This window comes from Nitrosospira sp. NRS527, from assembly GCF_018406445.1.
Classification (GTDB): Bacteria; Pseudomonadota; Gammaproteobacteria; order Burkholderiales; family Nitrosomonadaceae; genus Nitrosospira; species Nitrosospira briensis.
In genome coordinates this window covers 3,103,225-3,125,882 of record NZ_AP024515.1, presented here as the reverse complement: position 1 = coordinate 3,125,882, position 22,658 = coordinate 3,103,225, and the positions used below count along the sequence as shown (strand labels likewise).

The 22,658-nt window shown below is 55.3% G+C and carries 18 protein-coding genes; 9 read left to right on the top strand and 9 right to left on the bottom strand.

Annotated elements, in window-relative coordinates; all coding sequences use genetic code 11:
• The first annotated feature begins 255 nt into the window (after positions 1-255).
• Positions 256-5,277, top strand: a complete 5,022-nt coding sequence (locus tag KJS40_RS13880) for a hypothetical protein (protein ID WP_213538447.1) — start codon at positions 256-258, stop codon at positions 5,275-5,277.
• A gap of 146 nt (positions 5,278-5,423) precedes the next feature.
• On the opposite strand, the gene KJS40_RS13875 is transcribed toward KJS40_RS13880, so the two are convergent.
• Positions 5,424-6,386: a helix-turn-helix domain-containing protein gene (locus KJS40_RS13875; protein WP_213538446.1), complete on the bottom strand. Its 963-nt coding sequence runs from the start codon at positions 6,384-6,386 to the stop codon at positions 5,424-5,426.
• Positions 6,387-6,489: 103 nt separating this feature from the next.
• On the opposite strand from KJS40_RS13875, the gene KJS40_RS13870 reads away from it, so the two are divergent.
• Complete coding sequence (locus KJS40_RS13870) at positions 6,490-6,792, top strand: antibiotic biosynthesis monooxygenase (protein ID WP_213538445.1); 303 nt, start codon at positions 6,490-6,492, stop codon at positions 6,790-6,792.
• A 162-nt stretch (positions 6,793-6,954) separates the two neighbouring features.
• Here the strand turns inward: KJS40_RS13870 and KJS40_RS13865 are convergent.
• Positions 6,955-8,096, bottom strand: a protein-coding gene (locus KJS40_RS13865; RefSeq protein WP_213537444.1) for an IS3 family transposase whose coding sequence is annotated in 2 segments (ribosomal slippage) — positions 6,955-7,844 and positions 7,844-8,096 — 1,143 coding nt in all. Because the reading frame shifts where the segments join, the coding sequence is not laid out codon by codon here.
• Between the two features lie 187 nt (positions 8,097-8,283).
• On the opposite strand from KJS40_RS13865, the gene KJS40_RS13860 reads away from it, so the two are divergent.
• Complete coding sequence (locus KJS40_RS13860; protein WP_213538444.1) at positions 8,284-8,751, top strand: NUDIX domain-containing protein; 468 nt, start codon at positions 8,284-8,286, stop codon at positions 8,749-8,751.
• Positions 8,752-8,914: 163 nt separating this feature from the next.
• Here the strand turns inward: KJS40_RS13860 and KJS40_RS13855 are convergent, their stop codons facing one another.
• Positions 8,915-9,163 (bottom strand): hypothetical protein, encoded by a 249-nt coding sequence (locus KJS40_RS13855; protein ID WP_213538443.1) that lies wholly within the window; start codon positions 9,161-9,163, stop codon positions 8,915-8,917.
• Positions 9,164-9,506: 343 nt separating this feature from the next.
• Between KJS40_RS13855 and hemA the strand changes: the two genes are divergently transcribed.
• The 4 genes from hemA (at position 9,507) to grxD (ending at position 13,223) form a co-directional block, all read left to right on the top strand.
• On the top strand, positions 9,507-10,760 hold the full coding sequence (hemA, locus tag KJS40_RS13850) for a glutamyl-tRNA reductase (protein WP_213538442.1): 1,254 nt from the start codon (positions 9,507-9,509) through the stop codon (positions 10,758-10,760).
• The gene (gene prfA, locus KJS40_RS13845) at positions 10,757-11,833 is read left to right on the top strand and encodes a peptide chain release factor 1 (RefSeq protein ID WP_213538441.1); all 1,077 of its coding nucleotides are present in this window, start codon (positions 10,757-10,759) and stop codon (positions 11,831-11,833) included. Before hemA ends, prfA begins: the two co-directional genes overlap by 4 nt.
• A 114-nt stretch (positions 11,834-11,947) precedes the next feature.
• Positions 11,948-12,781: a peptide chain release factor N(5)-glutamine methyltransferase gene (gene prmC, locus KJS40_RS13840; protein WP_213538440.1), complete on the top strand. Its 834-nt coding sequence runs from the start codon at positions 11,948-11,950 to the stop codon at positions 12,779-12,781.
• Between the two features lie 124 nt (positions 12,782-12,905).
• A complete protein-coding gene (gene grxD / locus KJS40_RS13835) occupies positions 12,906-13,223 on the top strand; it encodes a Grx4 family monothiol glutaredoxin (protein WP_213538439.1) in 318 nt (105 codons plus the stop codon).
• A gap of 108 nt (positions 13,224-13,331) precedes the next feature.
• On the opposite strand, the gene KJS40_RS13830 is transcribed toward grxD, so the two are convergent.
• A complete protein-coding gene (locus tag KJS40_RS13830; protein WP_090458990.1) occupies positions 13,332-13,754 on the bottom strand; it encodes a YqaA family protein in 423 nt (140 codons plus the stop codon).
• A 521-nt stretch (positions 13,755-14,275) separates the two neighbouring features.
• On the opposite strand from KJS40_RS13830, the gene KJS40_RS13825 reads away from it, so the two are divergent.
• Entirely contained in the window at positions 14,276-15,019 is a 744-nt protein-coding gene (locus KJS40_RS13825) for a CADD family putative folate metabolism protein (RefSeq protein WP_025042162.1), read from the top strand.
• A gap of 90 nt (positions 15,020-15,109) precedes the next feature.
• On the opposite strand, the gene KJS40_RS13820 is transcribed toward KJS40_RS13825, so the two are convergent.
• Positions 15,110-16,039 carry a LysR family transcriptional regulator gene (locus tag KJS40_RS13820; RefSeq protein ID WP_197272802.1) on the bottom strand — a complete coding sequence of 310 codons (930 nt, stop codon included), beginning with the start codon at positions 16,037-16,039 and terminating at the stop codon, positions 15,110-15,112.
• Positions 16,040-16,150: 111 nt separating this feature from the next.
• Between KJS40_RS13820 and metE the strand changes: the two genes are divergently transcribed.
• Complete coding sequence (metE, locus tag KJS40_RS13815; RefSeq protein ID WP_213538438.1) at positions 16,151-18,481, top strand: 5-methyltetrahydropteroyltriglutamate--homocysteine S-methyltransferase; 2,331 nt, start codon at positions 16,151-16,153, stop codon at positions 18,479-18,481.
• 321 nt (positions 18,482-18,802) lie between these two features.
• Here the strand turns inward: metE and KJS40_RS13810 are convergent, their stop codons facing one another.
• From KJS40_RS13810 to KJS40_RS13795, 4 genes are all read right to left on the bottom strand, one after another.
• Positions 18,803-19,423, bottom strand: a complete 621-nt coding sequence (locus KJS40_RS13810; protein WP_213538437.1) for an isochorismatase family protein — start codon at positions 19,421-19,423, stop codon at positions 18,803-18,805.
• Positions 19,424-19,508: 85 nt separating this feature from the next.
• Positions 19,509-20,096 carry a hypothetical protein gene (locus tag KJS40_RS13805; RefSeq protein ID WP_213538436.1) on the bottom strand — a complete coding sequence of 196 codons (588 nt, stop codon included), beginning with the start codon at positions 20,094-20,096 and terminating at the stop codon, positions 19,509-19,511.
• Between the two features lie 10 nt (positions 20,097-20,106).
• Complete coding sequence (locus KJS40_RS13800) at positions 20,107-21,738, bottom strand: papain-like cysteine protease family protein (RefSeq protein WP_213538435.1); 1,632 nt, start codon at positions 21,736-21,738, stop codon at positions 20,107-20,109.
• Positions 21,739-22,293: 555 nt separating this feature from the next.
• A complete protein-coding gene (locus KJS40_RS13795; RefSeq protein WP_213538434.1) occupies positions 22,294-22,599 on the bottom strand; it encodes a helix-turn-helix domain-containing protein in 306 nt (101 codons plus the stop codon).
• Between the last annotated feature and the right edge of the window lie 59 nt (positions 22,600-22,658).

Genomic DNA, 22,658 nt, shown 5'->3' with positions numbered 1-22,658 from the left:
CTACCGAGAATGATCAGGCATGCGATCCCGACGCACAAGAAAAAACCACCCGAAGGTTGCTGTCTCGTGGATGCTGAGCATCGTTTCTTTCTATTTTGATCCTGCTCACCTAACCCTCTGGAAAAAGGTCAGCCGCTCAACGGCAGGTCAGCGAAACGTCGAACACCGGCCAAATTTACCCGTATTTCTCAGTTTAGAAGCGCGAGCGGCGCGTATATCCTTGGGCTAGCTCAACAGTCAACCAAGGATACATAAATGATAGACTTCAGCATCGGCTTCTCCACCAATCTGGTCAACGGCCTCAACCCTAATTGGCGGCCGCAGGCGGGCCTGCTGAACATTCTCTACCCCGCCGAACAACAGGCGATGACTTTGAGGCCGGTCCCGCCGATAGCGCAGCTCGGCAACTGGACGCATCCGGTCATCACGCTGCATGAAAACGCACTGGACCTGCTGGATGAATTGATCCCATACCAGATCATAAACCCTTCCAGCGACATCGACGCTCCATCGTTCGGCGCAGGTGCCTTACTGGGTGGCGCTACAGGCAGCCTCCCGTCATTGGAGATGCTGTCGAAAACCATAGGTGTCGACCTGGCCCGAACGGATCTACGCTATGCACTGGTTAAACTGGAGAGAGTGGATGGTGCCGATAATCACGCTTCGGCGGTGGGAGGCATCCTGGTGCATGCGCGGCCCCGGCAGCCGGATCCGGAATATGGGCTGAGTACCGAGTTCACTTCGGCTTCGACAAAATTGCGCCATGCGGGTCGCAGTCGTCTCCAGGACTATGGTGATCAGTTGAACAAGGAGGATGCCAACAAGGTGCTGGATTCTTTCCGCGAATTCGGCACCCATTATGTTTCTGCCGTGGAACTGGGCGACACCATTCTGCAGGTATTTGCCTATCTGCCGGAACAGTTTGCCAAACTCAAGCTGGCCTACGCGGATGGCAGCAATCCGCTGTCGGGACAGGGATCGCAAAATTTCGTCCAATTCACTACCGACCGGGCTACCGGCATCTACGGCTATGTGGAACAGTATGGCAGCGTCATCTGCCTGAGCAATTCGACCATCTTCAACTCAACGCTGCACGACGGCGACTGGCGGGATACGCTGTGGTCGCACAAGAACAGCGTGTTTTCCCTCTTCAACGTCAACGCCCGGTTATCGCTTGTCAACCTGCAGCAGGCATTTACCGAACAGGCGGTGGTAGCTGTTCACCTCGCCAGCCTGAGCGTGATGATAGAGCAGAAACGGGGACTGATCTGGCAGCGAATCTTCAAGGGTGCGATGGCGCAGAAATACCGTACCACGATCCAGCCGAACTTTTCCATTTACGATCAGCGCGATTTCGTGCGCATGCTGCCGCAGGATACTGCCGGCATCACCTCTTTTATCGCTACGCCCACGGTCAACGTCTATAAGGCGCGGCTGGACCTTGCGGATGTGCAGCTTGTCGCAGCCGGGGAAGTGCAGGATTTCGTCCTGTTAACTAATGTGCTATCCGCCGGCACCAACACAACCATACAGGTTCCTGGAAAAAAGGTGCATCTGTTCGGCCAGGTGCTGGACATGCGCGTGCAGGGCCAACCCAGATCGATCAGCCTGGCTGACGAGGCGTTCGACTCGCTGCAGTTGGGGTGCGATGAATTCCTTGGCGCGCTGGCAATCCAGAGTCGCTCCGGCTCCCGCTATAGCGTGATTGTGGATGGACTCAGGTTCGACCTGGATGGAAGCGGGCCAGCGGCCATGCCATTTATCGCAGACGATGTTCGTAGGGTACCGCCGCCAGACGCGATCCCGCTACTGATAGACAGCCTGCAGTTTTCAATGACATTCGCTGAAGCGGTGATCAGCGATCAATCTACTCATGCAAATGGCCATATCCAGCAATTTGTGCGCAATTACCTGACATGGGTAACGGAAATGCTGCCCGCAGGTGGGAGCCCAGTCGGGAGTGAAGAATTGATTGCGTTGCGCGTGCGTGCGATGGACTTGGCCAACTATGCGACCAACCCGGAATACGGGAGTCTTGTCCCGATCCTGCCATATGGCGATTACGAGCAGTATGTGCAAAGTATCCTGAGTTATCTGGACAGGATACAGCTGCAGGTTGCACAGAACGAACAGCGCATGGCCAATCGGCGCCAGCAGGAACTGGTGATCGACGTGGCCAAGACACTCAACCAGAACATCATCGCGTCAGGCGAACTGATCGGTGGGGTAATCGAGGCCAATGCAGCGCAGCAAAAAGACCTGGAAGGATTTTACGATTCGATGATCGTCCAGGGTAAGGCGGAAGCAGTGCAGCAGCAGGCCAAGATCAACAATCTGAACGCATCGCTGTTTGAAGCCCGGGGAGACGTGGATTTGGCTGTGCAGAAATACAAATCCGCCGTGCAGCAATGGGAGACCATGGAAGCGATCAAGTTCGGGCTGGAAGTCGCCACCAACCTGTTCAGCCTCGGCACCAGTATCGCAATTCCTGCTTCATCCATCTCTGCCGTCAAAGACCTTGGCCTTGCCGTACAAAGGATCCAGAAGACCTTCAATGTCCTGAACGCGATGTCCAAACTGTATACCGGCATCAGTACCGGTGCCAAAGGATTGGAAAACGCGCAGCGCGCACTCGACGATCTGGATGGCGCACAATTTGGTAATCCCTCGACGCTATCCTGGGATGAAATGTCGATCCAGTTCAACCAGATCATGGCGTCCGGCCCGGATATCAAGCCGGAAAAAGCAAGTTTGCAAGCGGCTTTTGCGACCATGGTGCTGCGCGGCAAAGCCGTGGCGGGCGCGGAGTCCTCGCTGCACGCGCTGCAGCGGGATATTTACACCAACCAGAAACAAAAAGAAATCAACAGCCGCCAGGCAGCGCGGCTGGAGGCGTTGCAACAGAAGCTGCATCCCGCCAGGGTCGAGGATCTCGACCGGTCGGCTATTGATCTGGTGGCGCTGACCGGCTATCTGACGTTCATCCAGAACCAGATGCTCACCATCCTCGCCAAGGCGTTCCTGATGCAGGATCTGGCGCTTCAATACGCCAATCTCCAGCCGGCCACGCCGGTGCTGGCGTTCAGCCTGCTGAAATTCAGTGCTGCGGTGGTTCAGCAGCAAGCCACTACGCTGGAAGCCAAATCCTTGCTGGCCCATTATCAGGCCGGCAGGACGAGGCCGATCGAATATGTCATCGAAGGCGTCAAGCCGGAAGAGCTGACCGGCGGCAACGTTTTTTCCAGTACGATTTTTCTGGATGCGCCGGAATTCTATCAATATGTCAACGCAAGGATAATTTCCGTGGTTGCGGTGGTGGAAGGCATTAAATCCACCACCAGCGGGACCTACCTGCTTCGTCTTGCCTATAACGGCACGCCGTTCCACGACCGTAACCTTCATCGCGATCCCCTGGCGTTTCGCACCCCCTGGCGCGAGCGGATATACAGCTACAACGCGCACGACAACTCGCCGAACTTCTCCGATGGCGGCGAATCCTGGTCCGAAGGCGTCAGCCGCGTCACCCCTTTTTCTACCTGGGAAATCTCGCTGCCGAACACGAGCACGAACAAGGGCATGAGCTTTGAGCGGGACAGCCTGACAGTACGGTTGTCCTTCGTGCTGGAAGCAAGAATTGCCGACCCGCTGAAGATCATGCAGCAGCGGGCCGCCAACCGGCTGCTCGCATCTGCTCAGCCGCGCCAATTGCCAGGATTACTGACTGCAAGCGATATGGTTTTGGCTGCTGCTGTGAACTTGCCGTCCACCGAGACGCTGCTGGCCCAGATGAATGCGCAGGGCAGTTGCACCAATGGCTGGGACGTGGTGTTCAACATGGATCTGAAAGGAATCAACAGTGCGCTGCTGGATCAATACGAAACCCTGAAAAAAGATACCGTCTACAAGAACCGTATTACCGTCAACACTTCGGAAAAATATCCCGGCGGCGTTACCGTGATCAACCGCTTCACAATCGATTACGGTTATCCACTGTTGAGCTTCAGCATCAACAACAACAATTCAGCCACACTGAAAATGGAAATACTGAGCGGCTCGGTAGAGCGCTGCTCTCAGGTGGGTTCGTTTCCGGAACAATGCGATGTGCCGCAATCCATCAGCGGCGAAACCCTCACGGCAGTGATTCAGCTGGCAAAGGTTGCAGGTACGGTCAAGATCGACAACGTTAATCACAACGTTCTGAAAGTGCAATTGGATATGAGGGAAGGGGCGTTCTCCATCAGCAACATCGACCTGAGCGATGCCACCAAGGTGGAATTCAACAAGGCGGTCAAGGAGTATTTCGTCAGCAACCCCGTCATCTACCTGATCAATCAGCTCGACCTGACCGCAATTCCGACATTGGATGCGCTAAAGCCCAGCGATTTCATTTTCAAACCGCTCCAGACGCCGGCCAGCAACCAGATGCTGCAACTGTTCATCATGACCGGGGGCCGGGCGATGCCAAATTATTCGCAGGCGTTCCTGAACAATATTCCGGAACCGCTGCCGCAAGGCCAGAGCAACAGCATGATGGTGCGCTCCGAGTTGATATTCAAGGAGGTCCTGCCGCAAAGCTTGAGGAACAACGGTTGGGCGCTGCAGGGCGTGAACCCGGGCAGTACCACCAAAGCCTGGTCGGGCAAGTTCACCGGTGCGAGTGTCATTGGCACCGTAGATTTGAGCAAGCTCAATCACACCTCATCGAACGGTGGCGGACAAGGCGGCGGCTCATTTACCGAGTACACTTATTCGATCCCTGGAGGCAAAGATGTGTCGTGGTCACTGGTGGATACCACCATCACGGCGCAGGCTAACGGGCAAATGTATTACAGCGGCAGCCGCGGGCAATCTCTTCAATATAATCAGCATTCCTGCACAACGGTCTATCCCTGCTTTTGGAGTTGCACCCGTTGCAGAGACTCCATGCTTGCGACCGACGTAACGATCGAGGTGAGGGCTTCACTGCCATTGGGTGTTGATGGCAGCGGGCGCGACCAGACTATTCAGATCAAGACTGCCAGTCAGGGTGTCGTTGTCAGCGGTCACCTCTCCGGAGGGGGTCCCAGTGGTTCCGACGACCTGGCGGCGCAAGTCAATCAGCAGATCCAGAGTCAGGTGCCGCAGCAGATCGTGCAAAAACTGTCGATCCAGTTTGAGGCGGTTTCAGTGTTTGCGTTGAAGAACCTGCTGTTTCCCGCGAATAATTACATCACATTCAGTAGCTGCGGGGTGCCGGGCGACCTGATCCTGCTGGGTAATTTCAATTCTACGAAGTGATAGCGTAAAGCCTTTACACTTCACACATTAGAGCGTCCCAAGTGGACGCTCTTTTCATGTGCGCCCAGCATGGATTTCCCTGTTCAATTCATGAAACCCCAACCTGGGCAGGCAATTAACATACTTACCAGAGGCTCTCGAACCTGTCACTTACCTGCACGTAGCTCACTCACAGACCGACCAATCCTACGGCGGAGGAGGGTGCGTAACGTCACCCCATTTTCATAGCCAACCTGGGCGGCAATCAGATCAATGCTGTCATTGCTCGTTTGCAGCAGGTGTACCGCGCGCTCGACGCGCAGATCCTGAAAATAGGAGAGGGGTGTCTTGCCCAGTACAGTCTTTAGACGACGTGCGAGGGTTCTCTCGCTGGTTCCGGCTGCATTTGCTGCTGCGCTGAGCGAGAAACCATGGGTTAGCCGGTTCCGCGCCCACTGTTCAAATCGCTCAATCAATGGATCCGTATGCATGAGGTGGTCTGGAATCATGAAAACCGCCTGCGAAGGGCGCGGATCGATTACGAGAAAACGCGCAGTCAATGATGCCAGCGCCGGACTGCTGCGCCTTACCAGCCATAGCGCCAGATCAATATGTGCCAGTGCCGCCCCTGCGGTGACGAAACGGGATGAATCCACAATCATGCGCGATTCTTCTAAGATGACAAGAGGATAGCGCTCGCGGAACAGCGGCGCCAGCCACCATGAGGTGGTGGCGCTCTGCCCATCAAGCAGCGATGTGTTTGCAAGGACAAAGGTTCCGGTGCAGGCGGCACTCACCAGGGTTCCGCCGTCAGACCACTCCCGCAATAGTTCCTCTATATCCCCTACATCCCGCCGTTCAAGCGCCAACTGCAGTGTTGCGGGCATTTTTGCCCCAAGCGCAGGAATCAGCACAATGTCGGGGCGAGCCAGTTGTGTCGCCAATACTACTGGTACTAACAGTCCCTGACTGGTGTGTACCCGGCGGCGGACACCGACGACAGTTACCTCGAAATGAATCGAAGGTGTGCCGGCAGACTTTGCCAGATCGTTCGCGATGCTGAAGGTATCGAGAAGGGTAGCTAGACCTGTATCAAAAACCTCATCGAGGGCAAGGATATAGATGCGCATGGCAGAAATAATACCATAATTGTCAATATTGCCACTTAGCAGGAATCTGTATCTTCATTAAAGTCTGCCTCTCGTAATTCAACTTCAGGAAGGAGAAATCATTATGGTAAAAGTTGCCCTGTTTGTACGTTTGCAAGCCAAACCCGGTAAAGAAGCTGCCGTCGCCAGTTTTCTTGAAAGCGCCCTCGCTCTGGCGAATCAGGAAACCACCACCCCGGTCTGGTTTGCGCTACGGTTGGGACAATCTACTTTCGGGATCTTCGACGCCTTCGCTGACGAAACAGGGCGCTCAGCACATTTGGCGGGTCCGATTGCAGCGGCGCTGATGGCTAATGCCGCCGAATTGCTATCGGAACCGCCGCAGATCGAGCATGTGGATGTGCTTGCTGCCAAACTATCTAACTGAAAATTGGATTCAACAGTCCGGATGAAGCGTGGCGGAGTCCGGGCTATAGCTCGTTCCAGCTAGCTGGTCGAATCAGAGGAAGTTACAGTAGGCTCTAGACCTGCCCCCGCTTTTTTACGCATCAAGAGGTATTCTGATCTGTTGGCTGACCTGACCCCGAAATCAGTACCGGTCTAAAGTGGAAATTTCCGACTCAGTAGGCCTGCCGGGCAAGGCATTTTCCTTTGCCTGGCGGGCGAATTCAGCGGGTGTTGCCCACTGTAATGCAGAGTGGGGGCGCGTCTCATTATAGTACTGCCGCCACTCGTCAATCTTGCGCTTGGCGTCTTCTAAAGACAAGAACCAATGCGCATTGAGGCACTCCTGCCGCAATCGTCCGTTGAAGCTTTCCACCTTGGCATTGTCGGTCGGCTTGCCGGGACGGCTGAAGTCGAGTTCGATGCCGCGCTCATAGGCCCACTTATCCATGACCTTGGAAATGAATTCGCTGCCATTGTCGACTTTGATAATGTTGGGCAACCCCCGCCTCGTTGCAATGCGGTTGAGCGTGTTCACGACATCTTCTCCTTTCAGGCTCTGGCCTACCTCGATGGCCAGACTCTCTCTCGTATAGTTATCCACTACAGTCAGTGCTCGCAGCCGCCTGCCATCGAACAACGCATCTGCGACGAAATCCATGCTCCAGATCTGATTAATGGCAGTAACGTGGTGCTTGGGCTGGCGCAGCCGCGCAGATTTGTTACGTTTCGGACGCTTGAGCCGTAATGACAGCCCTTCCTCCCGGTAGAGTCGGTAAACACGCTTGTGATTATCCCTAAAGCCTTCCCGCTGTAACAGGACATGCACGCGCCGGTAACCGTAGTGCACGCGGGCGGCGGCAATTTCCTTGATGCGCATGAGCAGCAATGATGAATCACGGGCGCGAGACTTGTAGACGTACACCGTGCGCGACAGCTTGAGCAATGCGCAGGTCTGCCTCAAGCTGGCGCGGTAACGGTTGCGCAATTCATCAATCAGGATGCGCTTGCAGGAAGGCTTCAGAGCTTTTTTGACAACACATCCTGCAACATGGCCTTGTCCAGGCTCAAGTCCGCGACCAGCCGCTTGAGCTTGGTATTTTCTTCTTCCAGTTGCTTCAGCCGTCTCAGCTCGGACGGCCCCAGCCCACCGTACTTCTTCTTCCAGTTATAAAACGTCGCATCACTGATGCCCATCTTCCTGCAGACTTCTTCAACCGGCGTGCCAAGCTCTGCCTGCTTCAGGGCAAACGCGATCTGCTGCTCCGTATACTTGCTTCTCTTCACGTCATGACTCCTTTCATCAAGGTTAAAATCATGCCGGAAATTCTACTTTTAATCGGTACTGTTTATTGGGGTAGGGTCATGGCTGAGTATGTGTAAACGTCTGCCCAGTGTCGATTTACGACTTCGCCAAGGAATAAAGGTGTCAGAATCAGCCGTTGTTTTCCCCGAAAACTGACAGTAGGCACATATGCCTAAAACAAGCGCCGGCATCTTGCCCTATCGCAGCCGAGACGGCCGGTGGGAGGTTTTGCTTGTCCATCCCGGGGGACCCTTCTGGGCGAAGAAGGATCTCGGATCCTGGTCGATAGCAAAGGGCGAGTATGAGAAAGGCGAAGACCCCCTTCAGGCTGCGTTACGGGAATTTTTTGAAGAAACCGGGCACCAGCCAGCCGGGCCGTTTTTGCCGCTTGCACAGCGGAAGCAACCTGGTGGGAAACTTATTGATGCCTGGGCTACCGAGAGTGATTGGGATTCTTCCAGGCTCGTCTCGAATACCTTCAGCATGGAGTGGCCAAAAGGGTCTGGGCGAATGCAGGCGTTTCCGGAGGTGGATCGCGCTGAGTGGTTCGAAATATCGGAAGCAACACGGCGCATTCTTCCGGGACAGCGCGGCTTCCTTGATGAGCTTCACGAAAAACTCTCAACAAGTTCATGAACAACTATCCTCCACCTTGAACGCTACATTGCATGTTGTTGTCCGCTTGAAGAACCTGCTGTTCCCGGAACGACTACAGCTGATATCTCGTTTGGCAACCCTGCGGTAGCGCGCAGCCTGACCCGAGTAGGTCATTTAATTTCGGCAAGATGACAGAGAAATATCAACTCACCGATAATTCAGCAGGTTCTTTTTTGGTAGCAGAAATGCGATAGGAATGGCAGTTCAGGGGAGCGAGGCCCACGCTCGGCCCAGCCTGGCTTGCCCAATACACCTTGGATTCAGGCCACCCGACGAGTGATTCTTCATGCACGTAAGGATCCGGGCAATTCTCGGACGCGTTGAAGATCGCATAAGATTTCCGCTCTATATAGCCTTCCTTGGTTCGCACATAGGGAACATATTTAACCATTTGCCAATCTCCAGTGATAATGATTCACAGTCCGATTGTACTGAAGACTTGTTACAGGATTTATACACATATCTTCTAAGCTTCGCAGTTTTATCGAAATTACCCCCGGACTGCCTCCCATCGCTCATGGTCCGCGTACTGGATCAGATTGGTTTCGTTATCCGCCCCAGAGCTGCGATAATATGCATTTGACCATGAGTACATCAAACTCAACCTTAGCATTCACGAAACCCCGCTATTTTTCTGCAAACCTGAAACTCTTCTAAGTGATGGTATTCAAATGATTGTAATACTATAATCAGCAAATTTTCAATTTCGTCACCGGTTACTCACATTGTCCTCCATGCAGTTATTTGCCTTCGGCATTAACCATCAAACCGCGCCGCTCGATGTGCGCGAGCAGGTCTCTTTTCCGGAAGATGCCATGGAGCATGCCTTGCACGACCTGGTGGCGCATCATCCAGTGGGCGAGGCGGCGATTGTTTCGACCTGCAATCGTACCGAGATTTATTGCAGCACCGAAAAGCCGGAGGAAGCCACGCACTGGCTGGCGAATTTTCATCATTTGCAGACGCGGGAACTGGAGCCGTATCTCTACAAGTTGCCTCGCGAAAAGGCTGTGAAGCACGCATTTCGCGTCGCCAGCGGACTGGATTCCATGGTGCTGGGCGAGCCGCAGATACTCGGACAGTTGAAAAATGCGGTGAAATCCGCTGAACACGCCGGCACGCTCGGCATGTTGTTGCACAAGCTGTTCCAGCGCACGTTTTTTGTCGCCAAGGAGGTTCGCAGTTCCACCGAGATCGGTGCGAACTCGGTTTCCATGGCTGCGGCCGCCACGCGGTTGGCGGAGCGGATTTTTGGCGATATCAGCGAGCAGCGCGTGTTGTTTATCGGCGCGGGCGAAATGATCGAGTTATGTGCCAGCCATTTTGCCGCGCGCCATCCGAAGCGTATCACCGTCGCCAATCGCACCAGCGAGCGCGCGCAGGCCCTGGCGCATCGTTTCAACGCGCAGGTCATTGCCTTGAATGAGCTGCCTGAACAACTGGCGCTGCACGACATTGTGGTGACCTGCACCGCGAGTACCCTGCCCATACTCGGCAAAGGCATGCTGGAGCGCGCGATAAAAGCCCGCAAGCATCGTCCGATTTTCATGGTGGATCTGGCTGTGCCGCGAGACGTCGAGCCGGAGGTGGCGGAACTGGATGACGTATTTCTTTACTCCGTGGACGATCTTGCCGATATCGTCAAGGAAGGGCTGGATTCCCGTCTGGGCGCGGTAGCGCAGGCCGAGGCAATCATCGATTCAAACGTGGTCAACTTCATGCACTGGCTGGAATCGCGCGAAATGGTGCCCACCATACGTGCGCTGCGTGACCAGGCCGAACGGTACCGGCGCCATGAAATGGAGCGGGCGACGAAGCTTCTGGCCAAGGGCGAAGACCCGCAAAAAATATTGGAATCCTTGAGTAATGGCCTGACCAATAAATTCTTGCATCTGCCTTCCTATGCACTCAATCACGCCGCAGCAGAAGAGCGTGACGATCTGGTCGATCTGATCAACCGACTGTACCACCTCCACCGTCCAGAATGAACAAAAGCATGACTGCCAAGCTCACGCAGCTCAGCGTGCGCCTGGAGGAGCTGAATCGCCTGCTGAGCAGCGAAACGATCGTCTCCAATCTCGATAACTATCGCAAGCTGACGCGGGAACGTGCGGAGATTGCGCCGGTGGTCGAGCTTTATGACGCATATCTGCAAAGTGAGCGCGATATCCACACCGCGCAGGGAATGTGCGGCGATGCCGCTATGCGCGAGTTTGCCGACGCCGAAATACGTGACGGCAAAGAGAAGCTCGTGCGATTTGGCGCGGAATTGCAGAAGCAATTGCTGCCTAAAGACCCCAACGACGAGCGCAATATCTTTCTTGAAATCCGTGCCGGAACGGGTGGGGACGAATCCGCATTATTCGCCGGCGATCTGTTCCGGATGTATGCACGCTTCGCGGAACGCCAACGCTGGCAGGTAGAGATAATCTCGCAGAGCCCATCCGAGGCCGGCGGTTATAAGGAGATCATTGCCAAGATCATCGGTAATGGCGCCTACTCCAAGCTCAAGTTTGAATCAGGCGGTCACCGGGTCCAGCGTGTTCCCGCCACCGAGACCCAGGGCCGTATTCATACTTCCGCCTGTACCGTCGCGGTCATGCCCGAGGCGGACGAGGTCATGGAGGTAGCCCTCAACCCGGCTGAATTACGGATCGATACTTACCGCGCTTCCGGCGCGGGCGGTCAGCATATCAACAAGACCGACTCCGCGGTGCGCGTCACGCATCTGCCGACGGGTATCGTGGTCGAATGCCAGGATGGCCGCTCGCAACACAAAAACAAGGCGCAAGCAATGAGCGTCCTTGCGGCGCGGATTCGCGACAAGCAGATGCGGGAACAACAGGACAAGCAGGCTGCCACGCGCAAGTCGCTGATCGGCAGCGGTGATCGTTCGGGGCGCATTCGTACCTATAATTTTCCCCAGGGACGAATAACCGACCACCGTATCAACCTCACGCTCTACAAGATCGAACAGATCATGGATGGCGATTTGAGCGACCTGTGCTCTGCGCTAATGTCCGAACATCAGGCGGAGCAACTGGCGGCGATGGGGGAATAGAGCGACACATTTTTTTATTTCTTCTGTCGCTACCCTTTATGTCCTCGCGGCTCTCTCTGGTTTCATGACAGATGGATCGCAAGGCCAGGACACGGTTTGAGGTTGATTCCACTCATGCAGCAGATCACTATTCGGGACGCGCTACAGCAATCGAGCCGTGATATTGACGATATCGACGCGCGTATTTTGCTACAGTACGCGCTCGATGTCAGCCACGCTCACCTCATTGCTCACGCCGAGCAGGTGCTTGATTCGAAACAGGCGCAATCCTTTCGGCTGTTGACGACACGGCGCGCTCGAGGCGAACCTGTTGCGTATCTCACAGGCAAACGAGAGTTTTACAGCCTGGGGTTTACGGTCACCCCGGCAGTTCTTATTCCTCGCCCTGAAACGGAATTACTGGTGGATATGGCGCTGGCGCTAATTCCGCCGGACCTTCCCTGGAAAATTCTTGATCTTGGAACCGGCAGCGGCGCTATCGCGCTAGCCATAGCAAAACACCGCCCCCTGACGGACATCTCCGCGGTGGATTTCTCCGCGAATGCCCTGACTGTCGCCAAAACAAATGCCTGCGAGCTTGGTGTCAAGAATGTGCGCTTCATTGAAGCCGACTGGTTCGATGGCTTTAATGGTGAAATATTCAACCTCATTGTGTCGAATCCCCCTTATATTGCAGATGGTGACCCACATCTCACTCGGGGCGATCTGCGCTTTGAACCACGCATGGCGCTTGCGGCGGAAGGCGAAGCTCTTGATTGCATCCGCTCGATCATCGCCGCCGCTCCCACTCACCTGGTCGAAGATGGAGCGCTATTGCTGGAACATGGCTATGATCAGGCGGAAGCGTGCAGGCGATTATTGAGCGAAGCGGGTTTCAAAAGGGTGTTTTCCCGCCCCGATCTCGCGGGCATTATGCGAGTCAGTGGCGGAGCCCTTGATATTGCATAACGTGGCATGCTGCTGATATGAAAGCGGGGAATATTGACCGGACGAATCAAATCGCTTGTAAAGGACCCGGGTTTCCCCTAAGCTAATTTACGGTTTGTTTTTTTAAGGAAAAGAAGGAGTCGATATGAATACACAAGAAGTCATCAAGCAGCAAGTCACCACTCACCCCGTTGTGCTCTATATGAAGGGTACGCCCGATGCCCCTCAATGCGGTTTTTCCGCTCACGCTGTCAAGATTCTTCATACCTGCGGCATCAATAATATTTTTGCCGTGGATGTGCTTGCCGAACCCCAAATAAGGCAGGGTATCAAGGAATACTCAAACTGGCCGACCATTCCTCAACTCTACATAAACGGCGAATTCGTGGGCGGTTCCGATATCGTTGGCGAAATGTATCAGAGCGGCGAATTGCAGAAGTTGCTTCAGGGTAAAAAAGATTGAATTAAATTGGAGGGTTTGATTCAATGAACAATGAGCCGGCGATAAACGATAGCCGGCTTTTTGTTGGGTATTCGTATAGTGACTTGCGCAATGGGGCGAGTAACCGGATCATGGGGTAATCGCTGCCGCGATTGCCCAGTAACGCGCGAACTTTCCGGCCGCCATGAACAGCATGGCCAATATCCAGTTAACTCGAAGCCAACCTGCGGCGACACACAGCAGATCGCCAATTATCGGCACCCAAGCCAGCAGTAATACCGGGCTGCCATGAGTACGTACCCACTGTAGGGCACGCATACTCCCGCCGGCATTTTTCAGGAGTGTTTTTTCATCGGGTAAAAATAGCCCGATCGCGTAGGAACTCATGCCGCCCAAAGTGTTGCCCAGCGAGGCGACGCTCAAGGCAGACCAATATAGCTCGGGATAGCCAGTTAAAACGCCAAACAAAACCGCTTCCGAACCGCCGGGGAGCAAAGTGGCAGCAAGGAAACTGCTGATGAATAAGGCGAACAGACTCGATTGCTCATCCATAACAGTTTCTAAAAAATAGAGCTCCGGTAGCTATAAAACCCGTGAACAATTCTCATGCAGGCGCGGAAGCCGCAGGCAGTAACATGGGTGGGATGGAAACCGCAACGGACCAGGGACGGTAACGCACCCGGGCGATTTCTCGGGCATGAGTCTGATCAATCTCTCGCAAAGCCGGCGTCGGGGCATTTCAGTGCCTACCCATCCCTTGGGGTTGCGGTAAAGTACGCCCCCGCGCTGCTGCGCGCGTTAGTGCCGTCATTATCCCGGCGCGGCGCAAACGATCTCCGCCGTCCACTGCGGCACCTTTCGTTTGTATCAATCCGATTTTAACAGCTTAGCTGCCAAATAAGGTCTCTACGAATGCCCTCTGGTGTTGCTTGACGTAGTGCGGGAGGGCGTGTGCCGATAGTTTTTGCAACTAATTGACATTGTCCGCTAACCAATCGTTAAAATTTGACTTAACAGTATTATCTGAGTGATGATAGGCTACTAATTACCCACCCCCTTTCAAGAGGAAAATCATGACGACCACCGTATCTCTCAAGCAAAAGATAGATTCCATCATTAACGCCAAGCACCTGCTCAAGCATCCTTTTTATGTGGCCTGGACGGAAGGCAAGCTCTCCAAGGAGCAATTGCGCGGGTACGCGGAACAATATTTTCATAACGTACTGGCCGAGCCGACGTATCTGAGCGCGGTACATTTCAATACACCGCATTTTCACAGTGAAGCAAATAGCGGCGACATCAGTGTTCGCCAGGAAGTACTGAAAAACCTGATCAGCGAAGAGCACGGAGAAAAAAATCATCCCGCCTTATGGAAGAATTTTGCGCTGGCCCTGGGTTCGAGCGACAAGGATCTGGCTCGTGCGGCAGCTTTGCCGGACACGGCCAGGCTGGTATCGACATTCCGCGACATCTGCCTGAACCAGCCGTTTTATGCAGGCCTCGCCGCAATGCATGCTTTTGAATCCCAAGTGCCGTCAATCGCTGCCGTAAAAATTGACGGGCTGATCAAGTTCTACGGAATGGATGACCCGGACAGTTATGAATTCTTTTCGGTACACCAGGAAGCCGACGTATATCACTCACAAGCAGAATGGACATTGATTGAACGCTTTGCCGATACGGCGGAGAAACAGGCTGAGGTAGTGGCGGCAACTATCCGGGCGTGTGACGCGCTCTGGGGTTTTCTCGATGGCGTGTATGAGAATTACTGCTCGGACCTGGCCTGCGAAGACAGGACTGCCGTTACTTTGCATTAACTCCTGCGCTGGTGAGCAGACAACATCGTTTGCTGCACGTTTGCTCACCAGTGGGTTTCATAACTGTTGCTTGCTTTCGCCGGTCGGTATTCAATCCACCGGCACAATTCCATCCAGCGTAGCGAAACAGGTATTCTTCGCGGTTACCAGAAAATCCCGCAAATAGGGGCGGGAAGCGGTTTCTGTAAGCGTGGATGCATATAGGTCGCTCCATAATCCGTGCGCGCCAATACGGCGGGCGATAACATAATCATGATCGACGTAGTTCTTGATTCCCCAACTGGGCAATGCTGCGACACCGCGCCGGCTGGCTACCAGTTGCAGGATAGCCACGGTCAGTTCCGCGGTACGCCGCTGCGGCTGGACGCCGGCGGGCTTCAGCACGTTGAGAATCAGGTCGATACGGTCCTCCGGTACCGGATAGGTAATAAGGGTTTCGTCGGCGAAGTCCGCCGCGTTCAATATCCGTTTCGCCCGTAAGGGGTGTTCCGGCGCCAGTACCGCCAGGATCTCGAAGCTGAATAGCGGATGATGAATAATGCCGCGCCGCCGCTTATGCTCGGATCCGATCACCACATCGGCGCCGCCTTCCTCCAGGAGTTTGACGGGATCGCTGTGAAATCCGGAAACCAGGTCCAGCTCCACCTCCGGCCAATGCTGGCGGAAGGCATCCATGAGTGGCATCAACCAATCGAAACAGGTATGGCATTCCAGCGCGATGCGCAAACTGCCCGTCGCCTGCTGCGACATGGTGGCGAGACTCCGTTCGGTTGCCTGGATGTCCTCCAATACTTTTCCCGCAAGTGAAACCAGATGCTTGCCGGCATCGGTGAGTTCCACGGTTTGCCCACGCCGCTGTACTATCGACAGTCCATAGTGGGTCTGCAAGGCCTTGATCTGATGTGACAACGCAGATTGGGTAAGGTGTACGCGCTTGGCAGCGCGTGAAACGCTGCCCGTCTCGTGCAACGCTGCGAGCGTGCGAAGATGGCGTAATTCAAGAATGGATACAAGTGACATAGGTATGAATATTATTCATTAATATTTAATTATATTTCATTTGATTCATAGTTTAGTCTGCCACACAATCATCCCTTACTGCAACCGGCAACTTACGTGGGGGAATAAACAATGGCACTGACACATAACCTGGGTTTTCCGCGCATTGGCGCGCGGCGCGAGCTGAAGCAGGCACTCGAAGCCTACTGGCGCGGCGATATCAGTGATGAACAGTTGAAAACCACGGCAGCCGAAATGAGGAAGCGGCACTGGCTGCTGCAGCGTGAAGCCGGCATCGACCTCATCCCGGCCGGTGATTTCGCACTATACGATCAAATGCTGAATATGACGGCATTGCTTGGCGCGATACCTGCCCGGTTTAACGCGGGCAGCAACGAAATCGGCCTGGACCTGTATTTCGCAATGGCGCGAGGTACGGCGGATCAACCGGCGATGGAGATGACCAAGTGGTTCGATACCAACTATCACTACATTGTCCCGGAATTCGATGCACAGACCACATTCGGTATCGCTTCGCCGCAACTCTTCAGAGAAGTGGCCGAAGCCAAGGCTCTCGGCATTTCACCGAAAGTGGTGCTGATCGGGCCGCTAACCTATCTGTATCTTGGCAAGGAAATCACGCCTGGATTCAATCGCCTGGACCTGCTGCCTCATCTGTTGCCGGTTTATCGCGACATTCTTGCCCAGCTTGCTTCCCTGGGCGTGGAATGGGTGCAAATCGACGAGCCATTGCTGGCGCTCGATCTGGATGACGATTGGCTGCGTGGCCTGGACCAGGCCTATGTCACCTTGGCCACCTTGCAGGGAGCGGAAAGCAGCGCGCGGAAGTTACCCAAGCTACTGCTGGCGACGTATTTTGAAGCCGTGGACAATCATGCTGCGCGCTTGAAAAAGCTGCCGGTCGATGGCTTGCATATCGATTTGTGCCGTGCACCGGGTCAGCTCGATACCTTTCTTGAGGGCTACCCCGCCGACAAGATACTGTCGCTGGGGATTATCGATGGCCGCAATGTGTGGCGTGCGGACCTTGCGCCGACATTCTCGATTCTGTCACGTGCACAATCCGTCTTGGGTGAAAGGCTGTGGGTTGCACCCAGTTGTTCCCTTCTGCATTGCCCGGTGGATCTTGAGCTGGAAACCCGATTGGATGAGGAAATCAAGAGCTGGCTGGCATTTTCCGCGCAGAAATTGAGCGAGGTGTCGATACTCGGCCGAGGGCTGAATCAGGGGGAAAACGCGATACGCGATGTATTGGATGCCTCTACCAAGGCCAGACAAGCGCGTGCCGAATCGCCACGCATACATAGCCCGGTAATGCAGGAGCGCCTTCAACGTCTGGTGCGGGATGATATCGGGCGCGCGAGCCCATTCCCGGTGCGGCAGGCGCTGCAACGGCAACGTTTCCAGCTTCCTCCGCTACCCACTACAACCATTGGCTCGTTTCCCCAGACGACGGAGATTCGCCAGGCTCGTGCTGCGTTTAAAAAAGGCGAACTTGGCAATTTGCAGTATCTGGAAGCGATGCGTAATGAGATACGGCTGGCGGTAAAAAAACAGGAGGAAATTGGACTGGATGTACTCGTGCATGGAGAGCCCGAGCGCAACGACATGGTGGAGTATTTCGGCGAGCAATTGTGGGGCTACGCTTTTACCGAGAATGGCTGGGTGCAAAGCTACGGTTCCCGTTGCGTGAAGCCACCTGTCCTATATGGCGATATCTACCGACCCGAGCCGATGACGCTGGACTGGATTCAATACGCGCAGAGCCAGACCGAAAAGCCCGTCAAAGGCATGTTGACCGGCCCGATAACGATGCTGATGTGGTCGTTCGTGCGTGACGACCAACCGCGTTCGCTCACGGCCCTCCAGCTCGCGCTCGCCATCCGGGACGAAGTTGTCGACCTGGAGCAGGGGGGCATAGGTATCATTCAAATCGACGAGCCCGCTTTTCGTGAGGGGTTGCCATTGAAAAAACGCGACTGGAACGGATATTTTCAATGGGCAGTGGAAGCATTCCGCGTCGCCAGCTCGGGTGTAAGAGACGATACGCAGATACACACCCATATGTGCTATTCGGAGTTCAACGATATCCTGCCCGCCATTGCCGACATGGATGCGGACGTGATTACCATCGAAACCTCCCGCTCACGCATGGAGCTGCTCGATGGGTTCGGCCATTTCAAGTATCCCAATGAGATCGGTCCCGGCGTCTACGACATCCATTCACCGCGGATTCCTCAAACCGCCGAGATGCTGGAACTGCTGGAAAAAGCCTGCCTGGTGATCAATCCAGAACAACTTTGGGTGAACCCGGACTGCGGCTTGAAGACGCGAAACTGGCCGGAAGTTACCACGGCATTGGAAAGAATGGTCGAAGCAGCGCGCCTGCTGCGCGTCCGTCTGGAAACTCCAAAAGCCGAGTCCGCAAGCGCCATAGCATGAGCTGATCGTAAAACGAAGACTTGAAAAAGTAGGCCGGGCTATGCCCGGTATCGTTTTTACAATTGTCGGGCGGAGCCCGACCTACTTCACTCGAAAGTTGCAGAAACGCCAGGACCAGAAGTATTGCGAATAGAAGGAAATCGCGGCTATTTTAGCCCAGGACGTGCCAGTCTCGATAATTATAATGCATAAGTCATATCCGGGGATGGCCATGTTTCCTGGGGATGCTGCCGCCTTCCGCCAGCCGGAGCCATCGACAAATCCGCCGTGCACAAGCACGACGCCGTATTCAAGGTGCGTACTCCAGAGGCGAGCACCGGCTCAGCTGTGCGAGAAGGACTGCTTCAGGCCATACACGAGGCTGGCGAAAGGCATGCCGAGCGCGGCGTAAACAGCATCGGCTTCCGGCGCGGCGTTGTCGGCCAAAATCTCGACGGCAACGTTCGAGTAGCCGACGGGGATCACGCCGGCCTGCTGCATGCGCATCACGCCCATCGCGACCTGGGTCTTGGTGAAGCCGCCGGAAGCATCGATCACTGCATAACTGTTGTAGCCGTCGGCAATTGCCGAGATCGCCGGGAAGGCGAGGCAAACGTCGGTCGAGATGCCCGTGACGATCAAATTCTTGCGGCCGGTCGCCTTGACCGCATCGACGACGCGGCGCTCGTTCCAGGCATTGACGGTGGTGCGTTCGATGCGCTTCACGCCCGGCAGCGCTTCGGCGAGTTCGGGAATCAGTGGCCCCCACATCTTCTCGGTTGTCGTGGTGACGATAACCGGCACCTTCAGTACTAGCGCCGCCTTGGCCAAGCCGACAACGTTGTGCTTGAGCTCCAGTGTGTCGATGTCGCGCACGCCGGTGTAGAGGCCGACCTGATGGTCAACCAGCAGCAGGACGGCGTTGTCGCGGGTGAGGCGTTCGTAGAAATGGGGTGAGTTCATGGCAAGGTTCTCCTGGGTAGACTGGATGGAATGTCGCGGCGGAGGCAACGCCGGCACCGAGCTATCCTCGCTCCGACTCAGCGGCTTATCCGCCAGTCCTGTCGGCAGCCTCCATCGGTACGCGGGCCTTGGCGGCAAGCTCCTTGAGCAGCACGGCAGCCGGAGCCGGTCTATCTCCTGGCGTTTCCACCGGAGAAGGTGCCAGCGGCTGCAGGAGATCGCCTTTTCCCTGCGTTTCGTGAAACCAGAGAGCCTGAACATAGAGTCCGGGAACATTGAGAAGTCGCAGTTCAAAGCCGCCCTGCGCCACTTCCGGAGACTCCCCCACTGCGCGCATTGCCTTCGCGCTCGAGTCGACGAAGCGGCTTTCGTTGAAAGCCGAGAAAACCTGCTCTCCCCTGGGTCCGGCAACCGTCTCGGCGGAGGCGAGGACATTATCGCCCTCCTGCACCAGATAGCGCCATCCGGTCGGTCTGGCCGCATCGAGGCCTTTTCCGGCCACAAGGTCGGAGAGGCCCAACGTGAATACCTGCTGCGGCTCGGTAAGCTGCAGCGGCCCGGTAGCGTTGCGCAACGCGGGGGTTCTGAAGGCGCGGTTCCTGCTCAAATCCAGGAAAGTGGAATGCATGGCATCCAGCGCCTGTTGCGGAGGTTTTGGAGCAATAAAGGCCATCGTAAACTCCTCAGTATTTGGTGTAGTAAGTATGGGTCCACGTTCCCGACCCTTTATAGGCAGTCTGCAGGGTCGCGTAATTGACATCCGAGCGGCCATAGATCGGATCGTCGACCGACACATAGTCGATACCGCCCGCACTATATTGCCCCTTGATGACCAGGAAGTGGGCACCGCCGCCCGACCAGGCCACCCGGATGCCCAGCGGACGGGCGAAGGTTACCTCGTTCTCGATCTGCGCGGTGGTGGCGATGCCGCCCACCCAGTGGTCGAAATGGCCCACCACCGTGAGCGCCTGGTCGAGAAAGCCGTAGACATTGCAGGGGCCGGATGCACCTGCGCCGCAGCAGTCGGTGCGTGCCAGTTCGCCATTGGCCACGCCGCACTGCTGCCAGCCGCTCCCCGGCTGGTAGAACAGGGCAACGCTGGTCGCTGTTGCCGCCCAGCACCAGTTCGACTGCTGCTGGGGCTGCATGAAGAAGTACATTTCGTCGAGCCACCAGATCGTATCGATGTGGTGCTCGATTCCCACAACAAGTGCATTTTGTTCGTCGATTTGCTGATCGGTTCCCACGACAAAGACATCGAGTATGTCGGGATAGCGGCTCAATACATTAATCGAGGCTCCCCGCGCGACGACCGGCAAAGCCCGAATCATACCGTGCCGGTTCCAGGGGCTCAACGCATTGACCGGGGTTTCCGGTGCGACGGCGCCTGCGGCGATCTGGAACCATGAGCCCCAGCCGGTGCTGGCGTCCCACCAGATGCTGAAGACGCCGTGGTTCGTGCCCACGGCGAAGACATCGAGGCGATCGGGATAGCGCGACACGACGCTGATGGACGTCTCGGGTGCGGCTGCGCCGTTGGCCACCACAAACCAGTTCTGAGCCCAACCACCGTTGGCGTCCCACCAGATGCTGTAGATTCGATGGTCTGTGCCGACGATGAAGAGGTCCAGGTGGGTCGGATAACGCGCCACGGCCGCAACCGAACTGCTCGCGGCGGCGAACCCGCCTGCGACCTGGAACCAGCTCACCCAGCCGGTGCTGGCGTCCCACCAGGTGCTGAAGATGCCATGATTGGGCCCGACTGCAAAAAGGTCGATATGGTTGGGGTTGCGGGTCACCGCCGTGATTGACGTTCCGGCTGCGGCGACGCCGCCGCTGACAACGAACCAGTTCGCCGCCCAGCCGCCGTTGGCGTCCCACCAGATGCTGCAGATTTTGTGGTCCGATCCCACCACGAACAAATCCAGATGGTTGGGGTTGCGTGCAATGGCCGCGACAGAAGTGCCCGGCGCCGCGGTAAGGTTGGAAACACGGAACCAGCCATTGGCCCACCCTCCGTTCGCGTCCCACCAGATGCTGTAGATCTTGTGGTCCGATCCCACAACGAAAAGATCGAGGTGGTCGGGATTGCGGGCGACCACGGTGACTGTTGTCCCCGGCGCCGCGATGCCGCCGGCAACCTGGAACCAGTTCGACCATCCCGTGGAGATATCCCACCACGCGCTGTAAATTCCGTGGTTGGTGCCCACGCAAAAGATATCGAGATGCTGCGGATACCTCGCAACCGAGGTGATGGAAGTCGACGGTGCCGCAACACCGCCGCTGACGCCAACCCAATTCGGTGCCCAACCCATTGTCTACTCCTTCCGTTGATGTTCATGCCCCGAAAAAGCAGGACCATATGTATCAGGAAAAATAAACCCTCTTTTTCATATGTGTGGACATCACTCCAGTATGCCAATCAGCTTTCGTTAAAGTGTATAACTGATTGTTATCATGGAAGTTTTTGGTTATTCTTGTAAAGCCGGTTTACCGAATGACTCTACCTCTCTTGACCACCTCTTGCTCAGGCCCAGCCCCGATTCGATATCGAAACATAAAGGACTACTATTATCTGGAGTTATTCATTATTTATATATTAAAAGCGGGAAATTACAAATATGAAATACCTGAACTTAATGGGGCTCTGTTTCGACGAGGTCAAACTTTATTGAATCGCCATAAAAGGCAATATATTGATTTCCTTCCGGGAGTTTAAGTACGTATGGTTCAGGCGATTGGAACGAATCTCATCAATCGAATCCGACCCCATAGATTCCGCGGCCCTCCTTGATGCGCATCGCGATAAACCCAGCGATAGATCGTCTCGATGCTAACGCGCATCCTGATATCGTCCGGATATTCCATCTTCAGCCGGGCGGCAATGACATCCGGTGATCTTTCTGCTCGCATACTTTGCTCAACATAGTGCACCAGCGGGGTATAAGCGCGGCGTCGATGATGACGTGGCTGCCTTCTACGTTGCAGCGCTTGTTGCTGAGCGCCTTCATGCCAATATGTCCAGCTTGAGATAACGGTCCATTGCGTTGAATCTCACGGCTGATGGTGGTGTGATGCCGACCCAGGCGGCGTGCAATTTCTCGCAGGCTGAGTTTGAACAACTTGAGATGGTATATAACGTAACGTTCTTCTGAGGTAAGCTGCACGTAGGGCATGAGGGGTCTCTCCTGGTGTGTGGGTGGGTCGCACTTCTCACACTATCAGACTTACTCTT

What these genes read in the sequence shown, in the direction of transcription:
- KJS40_RS13880 (WP_213538447.1), top strand. Translation starts at nt 256, where the DNA reads ATGATAGACTTCAGCATCGGCTTCTCCACCAATCTGGTCAACGGCCTC.
- KJS40_RS13875 (WP_213538446.1), bottom strand. Translation starts at nt 6,386, where the DNA reads ATGCGCATCTATATCCTTGCCCTCGATGAGGTTTTTGATACAGGTCTA.
- KJS40_RS13870 (WP_213538445.1), top strand. Translation starts at nt 6,490, where the DNA reads ATGGTAAAAGTTGCCCTGTTTGTACGTTTGCAAGCCAAACCCGGTAAA.
- KJS40_RS13860 (WP_213538444.1), top strand. Translation starts at nt 8,284, where the DNA reads ATGCCTAAAACAAGCGCCGGCATCTTGCCCTATCGCAGCCGAGACGGC.
- KJS40_RS13855 (WP_213538443.1), bottom strand. Translation starts at nt 9,163, where the DNA reads ATGGTTAAATATGTTCCCTATGTGCGAACCAAGGAAGGCTATATAGAG.
- hemA (WP_213538442.1), top strand. Translation starts at nt 9,507, where the DNA reads ATGCAGTTATTTGCCTTCGGCATTAACCATCAAACCGCGCCGCTCGAT.
- prfA (WP_213538441.1), top strand. Translation starts at nt 10,757, where the DNA reads ATGAACAAAAGCATGACTGCCAAGCTCACGCAGCTCAGCGTGCGCCTG.
- prmC (WP_213538440.1), top strand. Translation starts at nt 11,948, where the DNA reads ATGCAGCAGATCACTATTCGGGACGCGCTACAGCAATCGAGCCGTGAT.
- grxD (WP_213538439.1), top strand. Translation starts at nt 12,906, where the DNA reads ATGAATACACAAGAAGTCATCAAGCAGCAAGTCACCACTCACCCCGTT.
- KJS40_RS13830 (WP_090458990.1), bottom strand. Translation starts at nt 13,754, where the DNA reads ATGGATGAGCAATCGAGTCTGTTCGCCTTATTCATCAGCAGTTTCCTT.
- KJS40_RS13825 (WP_025042162.1), top strand. Translation starts at nt 14,276, where the DNA reads ATGACGACCACCGTATCTCTCAAGCAAAAGATAGATTCCATCATTAAC.
- KJS40_RS13820 (WP_197272802.1), bottom strand. Translation starts at nt 16,039, where the DNA reads ATGTCACTTGTATCCATTCTTGAATTACGCCATCTTCGCACGCTCGCA.
- metE (WP_213538438.1), top strand. Translation starts at nt 16,151, where the DNA reads ATGGCACTGACACATAACCTGGGTTTTCCGCGCATTGGCGCGCGGCGC.
- KJS40_RS13810 (WP_213538437.1), bottom strand. Translation starts at nt 19,423, where the DNA reads ATGAACTCACCCCATTTCTACGAACGCCTCACCCGCGACAACGCCGTC.
- KJS40_RS13805 (WP_213538436.1), bottom strand. Translation starts at nt 20,096, where the DNA reads ATGGCCTTTATTGCTCCAAAACCTCCGCAACAGGCGCTGGATGCCATG.
- KJS40_RS13800 (WP_213538435.1), bottom strand. Translation starts at nt 21,738, where the DNA reads ATGGGTTGGGCACCGAATTGGGTTGGCGTCAGCGGCGGTGTTGCGGCA.
- KJS40_RS13795 (WP_213538434.1), bottom strand. Translation starts at nt 22,599, where the DNA reads ATGCCCTACGTGCAGCTTACCTCAGAAGAACGTTACGTTATATACCAT.